General features: G+C 75.3%; 16 protein-coding genes. 12 read left to right on the top strand and 4 right to left on the bottom strand.

The genetic code is table 11. The features are described 5' to 3' along the window. The first annotated feature begins 262 nt into the window (after positions 1 to 262). From E1291_RS30185 to E1291_RS30150, 8 genes are all read left to right on the top strand, one after another. Positions 263 to 1,801 (top strand): MFS transporter, encoded by a 1,539-nt coding sequence (locus E1291_RS30185; protein WP_131741476.1) that lies wholly within the window; start codon positions 263 to 265, stop codon positions 1,799 to 1,801. Positions 1,802 to 1,844: 43 nt separating this feature from the next. Further along, the gene (locus E1291_RS30180; protein ID WP_370771053.1) at positions 1,845 to 2,756 is read left to right on the top strand and encodes an SPFH domain-containing protein; all 912 of its coding nucleotides are present in this window, start codon (positions 1,845 to 1,847) and stop codon (positions 2,754 to 2,756) included. 3 nt (positions 2,757 to 2,759) lie between these two features. Continuing rightward, complete coding sequence (locus tag E1291_RS30175) at positions 2,760 to 3,014, top strand: type II toxin-antitoxin system antitoxin (protein ID WP_131741475.1); 255 nt, start codon at positions 2,760 to 2,762, stop codon at positions 3,012 to 3,014. 2 nt (positions 3,015 to 3,016) lie between these two features. After that, on the top strand, positions 3,017 to 3,640 hold the full coding sequence (locus tag E1291_RS30170; protein WP_131741474.1) for a GOLPH3/VPS74 family protein: 624 nt from the start codon (positions 3,017 to 3,019) through the stop codon (positions 3,638 to 3,640). A gap of 118 nt (positions 3,641 to 3,758) precedes the next feature. Then, a complete protein-coding gene (locus E1291_RS30165; protein WP_131741473.1) occupies positions 3,759 to 4,448 on the top strand; it encodes a lysophospholipid acyltransferase family protein in 690 nt (229 codons plus the stop codon). 31 nt (positions 4,449 to 4,479) lie between these two features. Then, positions 4,480 to 5,106, top strand: coding sequence for a 3'-5' exonuclease (locus tag E1291_RS30160; RefSeq protein WP_131741472.1), 627 nt, complete (start codon positions 4,480 to 4,482; stop codon positions 5,104 to 5,106). A 29-nt stretch (positions 5,107 to 5,135) separates the two neighbouring features. Continuing rightward, positions 5,136 to 5,588 (top strand): ATP-binding protein, encoded by a 453-nt coding sequence (locus tag E1291_RS30155; RefSeq protein WP_131741471.1) that lies wholly within the window; start codon positions 5,136 to 5,138, stop codon positions 5,586 to 5,588. Between the two features lie 10 nt (positions 5,589 to 5,598). Next, a complete protein-coding gene (locus tag E1291_RS30150; RefSeq protein ID WP_131741470.1) occupies positions 5,599 to 6,003 on the top strand; it encodes an ankyrin repeat domain-containing protein in 405 nt (134 codons plus the stop codon). A 119-nt stretch (positions 6,004 to 6,122) separates the two neighbouring features. Here E1291_RS30150 and E1291_RS30145 read toward each other — a convergent pair whose 3' ends face one another. Continuing rightward, on the bottom strand, positions 6,123 to 7,565 hold the full coding sequence (locus tag E1291_RS30145) for an MFS transporter (RefSeq protein ID WP_242614462.1): 1,443 nt from the start codon (positions 7,563 to 7,565) through the stop codon (positions 6,123 to 6,125). 112 nt (positions 7,566 to 7,677) lie between these two features. Here E1291_RS30145 and E1291_RS30140 point away from each other — a divergent pair, with 112 nt between their 5' ends. Next, the gene (locus E1291_RS30140; protein WP_131741469.1) at positions 7,678 to 8,256 is read left to right on the top strand and encodes a TetR/AcrR family transcriptional regulator; all 579 of its coding nucleotides are present in this window, start codon (positions 7,678 to 7,680) and stop codon (positions 8,254 to 8,256) included. 17 nt (positions 8,257 to 8,273) lie between these two features. On the opposite strand, the gene E1291_RS30135 is transcribed toward E1291_RS30140, so the two are convergent. After that, positions 8,274 to 9,323, bottom strand: a complete 1,050-nt coding sequence (locus E1291_RS30135; protein WP_131741468.1) for a mechanosensitive ion channel family protein — start codon at positions 9,321 to 9,323, stop codon at positions 8,274 to 8,276. A 233-nt stretch (positions 9,324 to 9,556) separates the two neighbouring features. On the opposite strand from E1291_RS30135, the gene E1291_RS30130 reads away from it, so the two are divergent. Then, complete coding sequence (locus E1291_RS30130) at positions 9,557 to 11,206, top strand: CocE/NonD family hydrolase (RefSeq protein WP_306434488.1); 1,650 nt, start codon at positions 9,557 to 9,559, stop codon at positions 11,204 to 11,206. 38 nt (positions 11,207 to 11,244) lie between these two features. Here the strand turns inward: E1291_RS30130 and E1291_RS30125 are convergent, their stop codons facing one another. Further along, a complete protein-coding gene (locus tag E1291_RS30125; RefSeq protein ID WP_131741467.1) occupies positions 11,245 to 11,697 on the bottom strand; it encodes a peroxiredoxin in 453 nt (150 codons plus the stop codon). Continuing rightward, positions 11,694 to 12,368, bottom strand: a complete 675-nt coding sequence (locus E1291_RS30120; RefSeq protein ID WP_131741466.1) for a histone deacetylase — start codon at positions 12,366 to 12,368, stop codon at positions 11,694 to 11,696. Before E1291_RS30120 ends, E1291_RS30125 begins: the two co-directional genes overlap by 4 nt. A 216-nt stretch (positions 12,369 to 12,584) precedes the next feature. Between E1291_RS30120 and E1291_RS30115 the strand changes: the two genes are divergently transcribed. Then, positions 12,585 to 13,886 carry a glycosyltransferase gene (locus E1291_RS30115; protein ID WP_131741465.1) on the top strand — a complete coding sequence of 434 codons (1,302 nt, stop codon included), beginning with the start codon at positions 12,585 to 12,587 and terminating at the stop codon, positions 13,884 to 13,886. Positions 13,887 to 14,004: 118 nt separating this feature from the next. Next, the coding region (locus E1291_RS30110) for an ATP-binding protein (RefSeq protein WP_242614461.1) at positions 14,005 to 15,129 on the top strand (1,125 nt) is incomplete at its 3' end.

Below are 15,129 nucleotides of genomic sequence, written 5' to 3'. Positions count from 1 at the left end.
TCTAGGAGGCCCGCCCCTCCCCCGCCCATGACCACCCCGCTCCCCACCGGCCACCCGCCCACCGGCGCACCACAACCCACCGACGGCGCCACCACCCATGAGACGGCCCTCACCCCCAGCGCCGCCCCCACGCCGAGACCCCGACCCTCTCCCGTCGAGGACCGCCCGCCCATCGGCGCTGACCGGCGCGCCGCGGCGGGCCCCCGGCGGCGGTCAGCGGACGGTGCGCCGCCGGTCAGCGCCGGCGGCGACGCTTGCCGGCATGGAAACATCGACCCGCAAATGGGCCACGTTCGCGATCTGCGCGTTGCTCGCCCTCGTGCCGAGCATCGACCTGACCGCGCTGAACCAGGCGGTCCCCCATCTGGCCGCCGACCTGCACCCCTCGGCCACGCAGATCCTGTGGATCGCCGACTCCTACGGGTTCGCGCTCGCCGGGCTGCTCATCACCATGGGCGGCGTCGGCGACCGGATCGGGCACAAGCGGCTGCTGCTGACCGGGACCGCGCTGTTCGCCGCCGCGTCCGCGGCGACCGCCTACGCGCCGAGCGCCGGGCTGCTGATCGCCGCCCGCGCCGTGCTCGGCGTCGCGGGCGCGACGCTCATGCCGTCCTGCCTGAGCCTCATCCGCCGCGCCTTCACCGACCCCCGCGAGCGGACGACGGCGGTGGGGATCTTCGCCGGTGTCGGCGGCCTCGCGGTCGGTCTCGGCCCGGTCGTCGGCGGCGCGCTGCTGGACCACTTCTGGTGGGGCTCGGTGTTCCTGATCAACGTCCCGATCATGCTGGTGGCGCTGGTCGCCGGGGCGCTCGTGCTGCCCGGCGCGCGGCCCGCCGCGACCGGCCGGATGGACCTGCTGAGCGTGCCGCTGTCGATCGCCGGCGTCCTCGGCCTGGTGTACGCGGTGAAGGAGGCCGCCGCGCACGGCGTGGACGAGCCGCGCGTGCCCGCCGCCGCCCTCGCCGGCGCGGTCGCGCTCGCCGCCTTCGCCGTCCGGCAGACCCGGGTCGCCGAACCGCTGATCGACGTCCGGCTGTTCCACCGCGCCGCCTTCAGCGGCTCGGTCGCCAGCAACGCCTTCGCGATGTTCGCGCTGGTCGCCCAGTCGCTGATCTTCTCGCTGTTCTTCCAGCTCGCGCTCGGCTGGTCGCCGCTGCGGGCCGGGCTGGCGGGGCTGCCCGGCGCGCTCGCCGCGATGGTGGGCGGCGCGGCGCTGGCCCCGCCGCTGATCTCCGCGCTCGGCCGCGCCCGCGTCGTCGCGCTCGGCATGACGGTGTCGGCCACCGCGTTCGCGCTGTTCCTCGGCGTCGGCCTGCACACCTCCTACCCGGCGATGATCCCCGCGATGCTGCTGTCGGGGCTCGGCATGGGGATGGCGCTGACCGTCACGTCCGACACCGTCCTGGCGTCGGTGCCGGCGGAGCGCTCCGGCGCCGCGTCCGCGATCTCCGAGACGGCCACCGAGCTCGGCGGCGCGCTCGGCATGGCGATCCTCGGCAGCGTCCTGAACGCCGTCTACCGCGACGCGCTGGACGTGCCGGCCGGCGTCCCCGCCCCCGCGGCGGCCACGGCCCGCGACTCCCTGGCCGGCGCCGTCCAGGTCGCGGCCGGGCTGCCCGGCCGGCTGTCCTCGGGGCTCACGGCCGCGGCCCGCGCCGCCTTCGTGGACGGCATGCACGCCGCCCTGCTGTGCAGCGCCTCCCTGGCCGCCCTGGTCGCCGTCTTCGCCCTCGTCACCCTGCGCGGCGTGCCCAAGGTGATCCCCGACCGGCAGGCGGCGGAGCCGGACTTGGAAAAGTGATATCACTTTGCTAGTTTGGCGATAACACATAGAGGGGGTTCCGGTGGACGAGGCGGGACGGGTCGCGATACCGCGGCCGCAGATTTCGGAGCGGACGGGGCACGACAGGGGCGGCTGGCCCATGCTGGGCCTGGCCCTGGCGCTGATCGTGGCGGGGGGACTCGCCGTCGCGGCCGGGATCGTCCTGGGCGGCGGGGGCGCCCTCGCGGGCGGGATCACGGCGGGAGTCGTGCTCGTCCTGGCGGGGCTGGTGCTCGGCGCCGGGCTCACGCCGGTGGCACCGGGCGAGGCCCGGGTGCTGCAGGTGCTCGGCCGGTACACCGGGACGGTCCGGACGGACGGGCTGCGCTGGGTGAACCCGATCACCGAACGGCGGCGGGTGTCGACCCGGATCCGCAACCACGAGACCGGGATCGCCAAGGTGAACGACCTGGACGGGAACCCGATCGAGATCTCGGCCGTCGTGGTGTGGCAGGTGGCCGACACCGCCCGGGCGGTGTTCGAGGTCGACGACTTCGTGGAGTTCGTGGCGTTCCAGACGGAGGCGGCGGTCCGGCACATCGCGGGCAGCTACCCCTACGACGCCGGGGACCGGATCTCGCTGCGCGACAACGCCGACGAGATCACCGCGCAGCTGTCGCAGGAGCTGTCGCTGCGGGTGGCCTCGGCCGGAGTCGAGATCATCGAGTCCCGGATCACCCGGCTGGCGTACGCGCCGGAGATCGCGCAGGCGATGCTGCGGCGGCAGCAGGCGGGCGCGGTCGTGGCGGCGCGGCAGCGGATCGTGGAGGGCGCGGTCGGCATGGTCCAGCTGGCGCTGGAGCGGCTGGACGAGGAGAACGTCGTGGACCTGGACGAGGAGCGCAAGGCGGCGATGGTCAGCAACCTGCTGGTGGTGCTGTGCGCCGACCGGGACGCCCAGCCGGTGGTCAACACGGGCACGCTCTACCAGTGACCCGTGGCCTCCGCGCGCAAGAAGATCCTGCTGCGCCTCGACCCGGCCGTGCACGACGCGCTGGCCCGGTGGGCGGGGGACGAGCTGCGCAGTACCAACGCCCAGATCGAGTTCCTGCTCCGGCAGGCGCTCGCCGAGGCGGGGCGGATGCCCGGGACGGCGGCGCGGATGCGCGGCCGCGGGCGGCCGCGCAAGACCGGCGACGGGGACGGCGTGTCCCCGGACACGGACGGAGACGGGGACGGGAGCGAGGATTAGCCATGGTCGAGGTTCCGGACTCGCTGCCGGCGCGGATGTACCTGCTGGCGTACGACCCGCCGAGGCGGCGGATGCGCGGCGGCGGATCGCGGCTCGGGTACGTGCTGCGCGCCGCGGCGCTCACCGAGCTGTACCTGGACGGGCGGCTGGTCGACGAGCGGCGCCGGCCGGCGCCGGGCACGCCCGGCGAGGACCCGTACGGGCTGCTGGAGCAGATCGGGCGGTCCAGGCCGCGCACCTGGCAGCACTGGGTGCGCAAGGGCGGCCGGGCCATGGTGGCGAAGGTCCGCGGCGAGCTGGAGCGGGACGGCTGGATCCGGGTGCGCCGGCGCCGGGTGCTCGGCCCGTTCACCCGCCGGGAGATCGAGGTCCGCGACCCGCGGGTGGTCAAGGCGCTGTGGGGCGGGGCGTCGTCGGCGCTGCGGGGGCGCCCCGTCGCGCACGTCAACAGCTACGACGCCGCGGCGGTGGCCCTCGCCGCGGCCGGGGAGATGGCGACGGTGCTGCCCCGCGCGGACCGGCGCCGGTACCGGCGGCGGATCGCGGAGCTGACGGCCCGGACCGGGCCGGCGGCGGACGCCGTGCGCCGGGCGGTGCGCAGCGACCGGGCCGCCACGGCGGGCTGAGCGCCCGCGACGCGGCGCATCGGCGGAGGCAATGGAGGATTCCTCCAATTTTCCGGGGTCCGTTGTTGTAAGGGGGCGGCACCCCGGCCTGGACGCCGGGGCCCATAGCCTCCTCGGAATGGACCCCGAACGCCTGATCTACCCGATGATGAAGCACGTCCTGCTCGGCCCGGCGATGCGCGTGGCGTTCCTGCCGAGCGTGAGCGGGCTGCGGCACGTGCCGCGGCGGGGCCCGGTGATCCTCGCCGCCAACCACCTGGCGTTCCTGGACTCGTTCGTGCTGCCGCTGATGGTGCCGCGGCGGGTGCGCTTCCTCGGCAAGAACGAGTACTTCACCGGCCCGGGGATGCGGGGGCGGGCGACGGCGACGTTCTTCCGCGGCGTCGGCGCGATCGCCGTCGACCGGTCGGGCGGGCGCGCCGCGCTCGACGCGCTCGAGACCTCGGCGCGGGTGCTGGAGGAGGGCGGGGCCTTCGCGATCCACCCGGAGGGCACCCGCTCCCCCGACGGGCGCCTCTACCGGGGACGGACGGGGGTGGGGCGGCTGGCGATGCGGACCGGCGCCCCCGTGCTGCCCGTGGCGATCGAGGGCACCGACCGGGTCCAGCCGCGCGGCCGGGTCGTCCCGAGGCCCGGCCGGATCGGGGTTCGGATCGGCGCCCCGATGGAGTTCCGCGGCCGGGACACCGCGACGCCGCGCGGCCGGGCGGCGCGCGAGATCACCGACGAGATCATGCGGGCCATCCAGAAGCTGTCCGGTCAGGAGTACGTCGACGCCTACGCGCCGCGGCCGGAAAACCCGTCGTGAGGCGGGGCCGCCCGCCGGTACCGTCCCCGGCATGGACGAGACGATCGGGCGCTTCCTCAACGTCGTCGACGTGGAGGCCACCTGCTGGGAGCGGCCCTCGGACGCGGGCGGGCGGCCCAGCGAGATCATCGAGATCGGGCTGTGCGTCGTCGACCTGGAGGCGCGCGAGCGGGTGGAGCGGCACCGCGTGCTCGTCCGGCCGGAGCGGTCCGAGGTCAGCGCGTTCTGTACCGAGCTGACCGGCCTCACGCCGGACGAGGTCGGCGGCGGCCTGTCCTTCCGCGAGGCGTGCGCGCTGCTGGAGCGCGAGCACCGCGGGCATTCCCGGGCGTGGGCGAGCTGGGGGGACTACGACCGCAAGCAGTTCGAGCGGCAGTGCGCGGCGGCGGGCGTCCGGTACCCGTTCGGGCGGCGGCACGCCAACGCCAAGGCGGTGTACACCGCGGCGCACGGCCTGCCGCGGCGGCCGGGCATGGCCGGGGCGCTGCGGCACGCGGGGCTCCCGCTGGAGGGACGGCACCACAGCGGCGCCGACGACGCGTGGAACATCGGCGCGCTGGTGCTGCGGATCGTCGCCCGTGGGGCGTGGCCGGCCTGGGAGTCCACGGCCGGCCGCGGGCGCGGCGAGGTTTGGGCGCGGCGCCCGGGGCACCAGTGAGGGGACGGGATGACGACGACGGAGACGATGTGGAGATTAGCCTTGACCTCTTGCTGCCGCGCGACGCCGCCAGTGTCCCCGCCACCCGGCGGATCCTGGACTCGGCACTGCGGGCGCTCGGTGTGGACGACCAGATCTGCGGCGACATCGAGGTGATGCTCACCGAGGCGTGCACGAACGTGATCAGGCACGCCACCGAGGGAGACGACTACACCGTGCGCGTGACGATCCTGGACCGCCGGTGCGTCATCAAAGTGATCGACTCGGGCGGGGGCTTCGACCCCGGCGGCGTGCCCGACCCCGATCCCGGCGCCGAGGAGGGCCGTGGCCTGCTGATCATCCGGACACTGGCCGACGACGTGCGCTTCACCTCCTTCCCCGAGGACGGCGCGCTCGTCGCGCTGGAGAAGGACCTGGAGTACGGCGAGGACAGCCTCGGCGGGCGGCTGGCGGGCCTCCGGGCCAACGGCGGCGGCCGGTAGGCTGACGGGCATGACCGAGCCCGACCCGGAGCTGGCGGAGTTCGCGACCCGCGTGTTCGCGATGGCACGGGAGGGCGACACCGCGCGGCTCGTCGCCTATCTCGAGGCGGGCCTGCCGGTGAACCTCGCCAACGACCGCGGTGACACGCTGCTCATGCTCGCCGCCTACCACGGGCACGCCGCGACGGTGCGGGCGCTGACGGCGCGGGGCGCCGACCCGGAGCGCGCGAACGACCGCGGCCAGCGTCCCCTGGCCGGCGCGGTGTTCAAGCAGGAGGCCGACGTGGTGCGGGCCCTGCTGGACGCGGGCGCCGACCCCCGCGCGGGCACGCCGTCGGCCGTCGACGCCGCCCGCATGTTCGGCCAGGCCGAGTTCCTCGCCTGGTTCGGCGAGGCGGCGTCCCCACCGGAGTAGGGGACGCCGCCGCGCCGGCCCTGGTGCTCAGCCGGCGCGTGCTCAGCCGACGCCGTGCTCAGCCGGCGCGTGCTCAGCTGGCGCGTGCTCAGCCGGCGCGTGCTCAGCCGACGCCGTGCTCAGCCGGTCCCGCGCGCGGCGGCGGCGCGGCCTGGCAGGACGATCAGGGCCGTCACCAGCGCGGCCACGGCGAAGACCGCGCCGGTCGCGTAGGCGGCGTCCATCCCGCGCATCGGGTCCGCCTCGGTCGCCGCGGACCCGTAGACGGTGACCATCACGGCCGAGCCGAACGAGCCGCCCGACCACAGCATCGCCTGCGCGACGCCCGAGGCGGCCCCGGAGTGCTCGGCGGTCACGCTGCCGAGGATCGTCGCGTTCAGCGGCAGGATCACCATGCCGGCGCCCATGCCGAGCAGCATGAACGGCACGAGCACCCCGGCCGCGTAGCCGTCGCCGGCCGACAGCCGCGACAGCCCGGCCAGCCCCACGACGATCAGGAGCGTGCCGGCCACCACGATGGTCCGGGCACCGAGCCGGGGCAGCAGCCGCGGGACGGTCCGCACGGTCGCGAACTGCAGGGCCACCAGGGGCAGGAACGCGAAGCCCGCGCGCAGCGGCCCGTATCCGAGCTGCTGCTGCAGGTACTGCGTCAGGAAGAAGAACGACCCGAACATCGACGCGACGACCAGCGCCAGGATCGCGTAGGACCCCGCGCGGGCCCGGGCGGTGAACAACCACAGCGGCATGAGCGGCTGCCCGACCCGGTGCTCGATCGCGACGAACGCGGTCAGCAGCACCGCGGCGGCGGCGAACGCCGCCCGCGCCAGGCCGTCCCCCCAGCCGTCCGAGCCGACCCGGATCAGCGCGTACACCAGGGAGGTCATCCCGGTCACCGCGGCGGCGGCCCCGGGGACGTCGAACCGGCCGGCCCGCCGCTCGGTCTCGCCGAGCGCCCGGGGGGCGAGCAGCGCCAGCACCAGGCCGACCGGGACGTTGACGAAGAAGACCCACCGCCACGACACCGCCTCGGTCAGCACGCCGCCGGCCACCATGCCGACGGCGCCGCCCGCTCCGGCCACGGCGGAGAACACGCTGAGCGCGCGCACCCGGGCCGGGCCCTCGAAGTTCGTGGCGATCAGTGCCATCCCGCTCGGCGCGGCGACGGCGCCCGCAGCGCCCTGCACGGCGCGCGCCGCCAGCAGGAACCAGCCGGCCGTGGCGAGCCCGGCGAGCAGCGACGCCGCGGTGAAGGCCACGAGCCCCGCGGTGAAGGCGCGGCGGCGGCCGAACACGTCGCCCGCGCGCCCGCCGAGCAGCAGCAGCCCGCCGAATGCGAGCATGTAGGAGTTCTGGATCCAGGCGAGCCCGCCGGTCGACAGCCCGAGCCCGTCCCGGACCCGCGGGAGCGCGATGGTGACGACGGAGGTATCGACCGCGATCATGAGCTGGCAGCCGACGATGACGGCGAGGACGACGCCCGGACGGCGCAGAAAGGGCGGCGGGGCGGCCTTGGGAGCGAGGGGCTCCAGCGGCGCGGTGGTCCGCCCGTGAGACGTGGTCACGAGGACCCTCCGAGATGAGAATTTAAGGAACGGCGACGTACACTATGCGGAGAACGTACCACCGATCGGCTCGAAAGAGAACGCCAGCGTTCACTATTATGGGAGGGCGGGCATGACCGCGGGCACGCGCCGCCGCGGCGCCGACCTCGAGACCGCGATCTACGACGCCGTGCTGGCGCAGCTGGCGGAGGTCGGCTTCCGCCGGCTGACCATGGAGGGCGTCGCCGCCGCGGCGCGCACCGGCAAGGCCGCGCTCTACCGGCGCTGGACGTCCAAGGAGGAGCTCGTGAGCGACGCGCTCCGGCACGCCCTGCCCGATCCGCCGGCCGCCGTCTCGACCGGGACGGTCCGCACCGACCTCCTGGCGGTCCTGACGATCCTGCGCGACACCCTGGACGCCTGCCGCGGCACCGCGTTCAGGGTGCTCAAGGAGGACCGGTCGGAGGGCGGCGGGCTGCTGCACGACGTCGTCAGGCAGCGCATCTCCGAGCCGGTCAAGGCCGCGATCCACGAGGCGCTGGCCCGGGGCGCCGAGCGCGGCGAGGTCCGGCCCGCCGCGGTGACGCGGCAGGTCGCGAACGTCGGCCCGGCGATGATCGTCTACCACAACCTCACCGTGGGCGGCGAGATCCGCGACGAGTACCTGACCTCGCTCGTGGACGAGGTGCTGCTCCCCATCCTCCGCCCCTGAGGAGCGGGCGCGGCGGGTCAGCCGGTGACGCCGCCCGCGGGCGCCCGCTCGTCCAGCGTGACGTGGCGGCGCGGGTAGGGGGTCGCGATGCCCTCCTGCCGGAAGGCCCGGTGCAGCCGCTTCACGAACTCGTGCTTGATGCGGAACTGGTCGCCGAACTCGCTCGTGCGGAGGATGACGGTGAAGTCGATGGACGACTCGCCGAAGGTGTGGAAGCGGACGAGGATCTCCGCGTCCTTCACGCCGCCCTGCACGTCCGCCATCACCTCCTCGCCGACCTCGATCGCGATCTTCTCGACCCGCTCCAGGTCGGCGTCGTAGGGCACCCGGGCCTGGAGCAGCAGCGACATGTCCTGCGCGGGCCGGTGGTAGTTGGTGAGGATCGTGTCGGAGAACCGCTGGTTCGGGATGACCTCGATGTTGTCCGACAGGGTGCGGATGGAGGTGTTGCGCCAGTTGATGTCGACGACGTACCCCTCCTGCCCGCTGCTCAGCTTGATGTAGTCGCCCGGCTCGATGGTCTTGGACGCCAGGACGTGCACGCCCGCGAACAGGTTGGCGAGGGTGTCCTGCAACGCCAGCGCCACCGCGAGGCCGCCGACGCCCAGGGCGCCGAGCAGCGGGGTGATCGAGACGCCGAGGCTCTGCAGCATCACCAGGACGCCCACGCCGAGCACGATCACCTTGGTGATGTTCGCGAAGATCGTCACGTTCGCGGCGACGCCCTGCCGGGCCAGCGCGATCGAGGTGACCGAGCCCGCGATCAGCCGCGCCAGCGCCAGCGACACCATGAAGATCGTGGCGGCGCTGAGCACGCGGGAGGTGACGTCCAGCGTCTTCGGCGGCAGCTGCAGCACCTCGGCGGCGATCCAGGCGCCGCCCAGCAGCGCGACGGGCACCGCGAGGTCGCGCACGAGCCGCGCCGCCAGGTCGTCCCAGGCCCACCGGGTGTCCCCGGCCCTGCGGAACAGCCGCCCGGTCAGCAGCCGCAGCACGACGGCGACCGCGAGCGCGGCCACCATCACGCTGGCCGCGGCGATGATCCGCCCCCAGCTCAGCTCATCCATGGCTTCCCTCTCGCCCCCGCTCGCGCGACTCGGGCATGGTGTGGACCTCTCCTCCGCCGGCGGCCGCCGGCGGGCCCTCGGCCCCACTTGTCCGGCGGTGCACGGACTGTTCGATCTGTGGCACCCGTCCTGATTTCGCCACTGATCGTAGTGAACGGGCGGAGAGTGTGAGACGCGTCGCGGACGCGAGGGCACCCGCGCGGCACACCGGAGTGGCGATTACGATCGATCAAGTGGTAGGCGGGGGAATGATGCGCCGGCTGGGGGTCGCGGCGCTACGACTGGAGAACGGCCCCCATCGGGTGACGGTCGAGAAGGACCTGGAGGTCCCGGCCGCCGACGGCGTGACGCTGCTCGCCGACCGGTACGCGCCGGAAGGCGTCGACGGCGCCCCGACGGTGCTCGTCCGCTCCCCCTACGGGCGGCGCGGGCCGTTCGGGCTGATGTGCGGGCAGGCGTTCGCCTCGCAGGGGTTCCAGGCGGTGGTGCAGAGCGTCCGCGGCGGCTTCGGGTCCGGCGGGGTGTTCGAGGCGCTGGACGAGCGCGAGGACGGCCTGGCCACCATCGCGTGGCTGCGCGGGCAGCCCTGGTTCGGCGGGACGTTCGCCATGCACGGCCCGAGCTACCTCGGCTATGTGCAGTGGGCCGTCGCCGCCGAGGCCGGGCCCGAGCTCAAGGCGCTGTCCATGCAGGTCACCGCGTCCACCTTCCGGGACGCGGTGAACGTCGGCGGCACGTTCGCGCTGGAGTCCGCGCTGATCTGGGTCGACCTGACCGCCCGGATGAAGCACTCGCTGTCGGGCATCACCACCGGGATCATGTCGCCGCGGCGCGCCCGCCGGGCGGCGCTGTCGGGCCGCCCGCTCGCCGAGCTGGACCGGCTCGCGACCGGCGCGCAGCAGCGCTTCTTCCAGGAACTGCTCGTCAACGGCCCCGACACCCCCTTCTGGGACAAGCGCGACTTCAGCCCGACGGTCGCGCGGGTGCGGGCGCCGGTGAACATGACCGGCGGCTGGTACGACATCTTCCTGCCCTGGCAGCTCAAGGACTACGCGGCGCTGCGCGCGGCCGGGCACCGCCCCCACCTGACGATCGGCCCGTGGTTCCACGCCGACCAGCGGATGATGCGCGGCTCGGTCGGCGAGGCGGTGCGCTGGTTCCGCGCGCACCTGCTGGACGACCCGGACGGGCTCCGCGAGCAGCCCGTCCGGCTGTTCGTCACCGGCGCGGACGAATGGCGCGAGTTCCCCGACTGGCCCGTCCCCGGGATGCGCGAGGAGCGCTGGCACCTGCACCCCGACGGCGCCCTCGCCCCGGACGCGCCGCCGGAGTCCGAGCCCGACGTCTACCGGTACGACCCGGAGCACCCGACCCCGTTCCTCGGCGGCCCCACCCTGCTGGGCGAGACCAGGCCGTCCACCGACCAGCGTCGGCTCGAACGGCGCCGCGACGTGCTGACCTACACGTCGGCCGTGCTGGAGGAGGATCTGGAGATCATCGGCCCGGTCACCGCCGACCTGCGCGTCCGGTCGAACCGGGCGCACACCGACTTCGTGGTGCGGGTGTGCGATGTCACACCGGAGGGTGAGTCCCTCAACCTGTGCGAGGGGATGCGGCGGCTCGTCCCGGACTCACCACCGCCCGGCCCGGACGGCGTCCGCCGCGTCGCGATCGAGCTGTGGCCCGCCGGGCACCGGTTCCGCCGCGGCCACCGCGTCCGCGTCCAGGTGGCGAGCGGCGCCTACCCGAGGGTGGCGCGCAACCCGGGCACGGGCGAGCCCATCGGCACGGCCACCGCGATGCTCACCGCCGACCAGGAGATCTTCCACTCCCCCGGCCGGCCGTCCGCGATCGTCCTCCCGGTCGTCCCCGCCTCCGGGTGACGGGCGCCGCCCGGCGGGCCGGTCAGCGGGCGGGCCGGTCAGCGGGCGGCGCGGAGGGCGGCCAGCGCGCGGTCGGCGTGCACGCTCATCCGGACCTCGCTCGCGACGACCGCCAGCACGCGCCGGTCGGTCCCGATCACGAACGTCCGCCGCCGCGTCGGCGCGAGCGCGAGGCCGCGCCGGACGCCGAACCGAGCGCGCACCGTGCCGTCCACGTCCGACAGCAGCGGGTAGCCGAGGGTGTGACGGTCGGCGAACTCCCGTTGCCGCGACACGGTGTCGCCGCTGACGCCGACCGGGTGACCGCCGGCCTCGGCCAGCTCGGCGACGATGTCGCGGAAGTGGCACGCCTCGGCGGTGCAGCCGCGCGACAGGGCGGCCGGATAGAAGAACAGCACGACCGGGCCCTTCTCCAGGAGTCCGCTCAGCGTGCGGGGCTCGCCCGTCTCGTCGGGGAGCTCGAAGTCGTCGACGACGTCACCGGTCTTCATGCCTCGACGCTAGTCCCCTCCCCCGCCGGGTCGTGCGGAGCCCCGCCGGGGGCGGCCGACAGCAGCGAGACGAGCGCGTGGACCGGCCACGCCGTCCGGGCGCCGGGGCGGGCGCCGAGGTAGGCGGCGGCGCGGGCGGCGGGCCAGCCGTGCGACTCGCGCAGGCCATGGCCGAGCATCCGCAGGTAGGCGGCGGCCGGGGCGTTGAGCTCGGCCCCGGCGGCGCCCACCGGCGCGGTGAAGGTGAGCATCGGGTGCCCGCCGCGCTCCCCGACCTTCAGCAGGGTCTCGTAACGGCCGGGGCCGAGCCGCTGGCGGCCGGTCTCGACGACCTCGGACAGGTCGTGGTCGGTGCCGATGGGGCGGCGCATCTCCTGGGAGAGCACGTCACAGAACTGGCGGCGCGACAGCAGGTAGGCGCGCGCGGCGGCGCGTCCCGGCAGCTCCGGGTCGTAGAACGCCATTCCGCCGCCCCAGGTCAGGCTCGTCAGGGCGAAGTAGATTCCGCCCGGAATCGTGACCGGCAGCTCGGCCCGTGCCGGGCGGGGGTCGCGGCAGCCGGTGTAGTGCCGCGCGCCGCCGCGCGGGCGGCCCCCGGCCAGATAGCAGCCGAACCTCTCGCGGAAGAGGTTCGACCCGTACGCCACGTACCAGAGCGGTTCGTCGTCCATCACCTCCAGTATCGCCTCCCGGTCCGCCCTCCGGGGAGACGAGGATCACTCCGGACGACGTTCCCGCAGGGCGATGGGGTCGCGGGGCCCGGAACGCGGCGGCGATCCGATTCGCGAGGTTTGACGCGGTGACCGCCCGGAAATAGATTCCTGCGAGTCAGGTGTCTACGACGCAGATACCTCCAGGCTTCCCCTGTGTTGCCCCGGAGGATCGTCATGCACCGCCCGCTGAACATCGCTCTCGTGTCCGCCTCCGACCTTGACGGCGAACACGCGCAGTCCGTCCACGTCCGGGACCTCGCCCGCTCGCTCGCCCGAGCCGCCGGAGAGGGCGACGGCCACCGCGTCACGGTCTACACCCGGCGGCGCGACCCCGCCGCCCGCGGCCGGGTCCGGCTCGGCCCCGGCGCCGCGCTCGTCCACCTGGACGCCGGCCCCGCCCGCCCGCTCACCGACGACGAGCTGCTGGAGCACGTCCGCGACCTCGCCGACGCGCTGCGCCGCCGCTGGTCGGGCGCCGGGCGGCCCGACATCGTGCACGCCCACGGCTGGATCGGCGGCCTGGCCGCCTGCGCCGTCGCCCGCGAGCTCGGCATCCCGTTCGCGCACAGCTACCACGGCGTGGCCGCCACCGCGCGGCGCGCGGGCCGGCCGGTGCACCCGCACCGCGACCGGCTGGAGCGGGCCATCGGGCGCGGCGCCGGCCTCGTCCTCGCCGGGACCGGCGAGGAGGCCGCCGCGGCCGTCCGGATGGGCGTCCCCCGCCCCGCGATGGCCGTGATCCCCTACGCGGTGGACACCGACCTGTTCACCCAGACCGGCCCCTCGATGCCGCGCGGCGACCGGGACCGGCTGGTGATGGTCTGCCGCGACCTCGAGGCCGGCGACGTCGCCACCGCGCTGCGCGCCCTGGTGCACGTCCCGGACGCCGAGCTGGCCGTGGCCGGCGGCCCGGCGCGCGAGGAGCTGGAGAACGACCCGGTCGTGCACCGGCTCACCCTGCTGGCCAAGGAGCTCCACGTCGCCGACCGGGTGATCTTCCTCGGCCGGCTGCCCCGCAAGGCGCTGCCCAAGCTGCTGCGCACCGCCCGCCTCGTGCTGAGCCTCGCCCCCGCCCAGCCGTCCCCGGCGGTGCCGCTGGAGGCCATGGCCTGCGGCGTCCCGGTGGCCGCGACCCCGGTGGGCGGCAACGCCGACGAGGTGCTCGACAAGATCACCGGCCTGCACGTGCCGGCCGGACGGCCGGTGGTGATCGGACGGACCGTCCGGCGGCTGCTCGCCGAGGAGACGACGCTGCACGGCTACTCGATCGCCGCCGCCGACCGGGCCCGCTCCCGCTACTCCTGGGACCGGATCGCCGCCGAGACGCTGCGCGCCTACGCGCGGCTGCTGCCCGAGCCCGAGGCCGCGGCGGTGCCGGCGCCGCGCGCGGAGGACGAGTCGGAGCGCACGCTGGAGGACGCGACGCAGGACCCGGCGGAGAGCGCGGACGGCCGGACCCCCGCCCTGGTCGGCTGACGCCTCCGTCCCCCGGGGCCCCGGATCCGGTTCGGATCCGGGGCCTTCGCGCGCCGTCCCCCGTACCGCCCGATGGGATACTGTGCGGCATGGAGTACGCGAGACCCGAAGGCGCCGGGTGCTGATCGGCAGGACGGCCCAGCTCGGTGCGCTCACGGCCGCGCTGGACCGCGCCGCCGCCGGCACCGCCGGGGTCGTGCTGGTCAGCGGCGACGCCGGGGTCGGCAAGACCCATCTGGTGGACGCGCTCACCGCCACCGCCCGCGACCGGGGCTGCGCCGTGCTCGTCGGGCAGTGCGCCGAACTCGGCGAGAGCATGCCCTACCTGCCGCTGGCGGACGCGCTGTGGAGCGGCGCGGGCGCCGCCGCCCCGGAGGCCGAGGCCGTCCGCGCCGCGCTGGAGTCGCGCCCCGTGCTCGGCGGGCTGCTGCCCGACGGCGACGGCGGGCCGGGCACCGCCTCCGAACTCGGCCAGCAGCAGCTGTTCGGCGCCGTCCTCGGGCTGCTCGGCGAGCTCGGCCGCGACCGTCCCGTCGTGCTCGTGCTGGAGGACCTGCACTGGGCCGACCGCTCGACCCGCCACCTGCTGACCTTCCTCAGCCGGGTGCTGCAGCGCGAGCGGGTCTGCCTCATCGGCACCTACCGCTCCGACGACCTGCACCGCCGGCACCCGCTGCGCCCCGTCGTCGCGGAGCTGCTGCGGCTGCCGAACGTCACCGGCGTGGAGGTCGCCCCGTTCCGGCCGGGCGAGACCGCCGAGTACCTGGCCGCGCTCGCCGCCGGGGCCGCCCCGGTGACCGCGGAGGTCGTCGAGCGGGTCCACCGCCGCTCGGAGGGCAACGCCTTCTACGCCGGGGAGCTGTTCTCCGCCGAGAGCACCGGCGAGGAGCTGCCCGCCGGCCTCGCCGACCTGCTGCTGTCGCGGGTGGAGCGGCTGACCGAGGGCGCCCAGCGCGTCGTGCGGGCCGCCGCGGTCGCCGGCCGCGGCGTCGAGGACGAGCTGGTCCGCCGCGTGTCCGGGCTCGACGAGGCGGCGGCCGGGGAGGCGCTGCGCGAGGTCGTCTCGCACCAGCTCCTCGTGCCGTCCGGCGCCGGCTACACCTTCCGGCACGCGCTGCTGCGCGAGGCCGTCTACGCCGACCTGCTGCCCGGCGAGCGGACCCGGCTGCACGCCGCGTTCGCCCGGCTGCTGGCCGCGGCGCCGCAGGGGCGGCGGGGCTCGGCGGCCGAGCTGGCCCACCAC

Source organism: Actinomadura roseirufa, assembly GCF_900659635.1.
Taxonomy (GTDB): domain Bacteria; phylum Actinomycetota; class Actinomycetes; order Streptosporangiales; family Streptosporangiaceae; genus Spirillospora; species Spirillospora roseirufa.
This window is presented reverse-complemented; position numbering and strand designations above follow the sequence as displayed.

What these genes read in the sequence shown, in the direction of transcription:
- E1291_RS30185 (WP_131741476.1), top strand. Translation starts at nt 263, where the DNA reads ATGGAAACATCGACCCGCAAATGGGCCACGTTCGCGATCTGCGCGTTG.
- E1291_RS30170 (WP_131741474.1), top strand. Translation starts at nt 3,017, where the DNA reads ATGGTCGAGGTTCCGGACTCGCTGCCGGCGCGGATGTACCTGCTGGCG.
- E1291_RS30165 (WP_131741473.1), top strand. Translation starts at nt 3,759, where the DNA reads ATGGACCCCGAACGCCTGATCTACCCGATGATGAAGCACGTCCTGCTC.
- E1291_RS30160 (WP_131741472.1), top strand. Translation starts at nt 4,480, where the DNA reads ATGGACGAGACGATCGGGCGCTTCCTCAACGTCGTCGACGTGGAGGCC.
- E1291_RS30150 (WP_131741470.1), top strand. Translation starts at nt 5,599, where the DNA reads ATGACCGAGCCCGACCCGGAGCTGGCGGAGTTCGCGACCCGCGTGTTC.
- E1291_RS30140 (WP_131741469.1), top strand. Translation starts at nt 7,678, where the DNA reads ATGACCGCGGGCACGCGCCGCCGCGGCGCCGACCTCGAGACCGCGATC.
- E1291_RS30135 (WP_131741468.1), bottom strand. Translation starts at nt 9,323, where the DNA reads ATGGATGAGCTGAGCTGGGGGCGGATCATCGCCGCGGCCAGCGTGATG.
- E1291_RS30125 (WP_131741467.1), bottom strand. Translation starts at nt 11,697, where the DNA reads ATGAAGACCGGTGACGTCGTCGACGACTTCGAGCTCCCCGACGAGACG.
- E1291_RS30120 (WP_131741466.1), bottom strand. Translation starts at nt 12,368, where the DNA reads ATGGACGACGAACCGCTCTGGTACGTGGCGTACGGGTCGAACCTCTTC.
- E1291_RS30115 (WP_131741465.1), top strand. Translation starts at nt 12,585, where the DNA reads ATGCACCGCCCGCTGAACATCGCTCTCGTGTCCGCCTCCGACCTTGAC.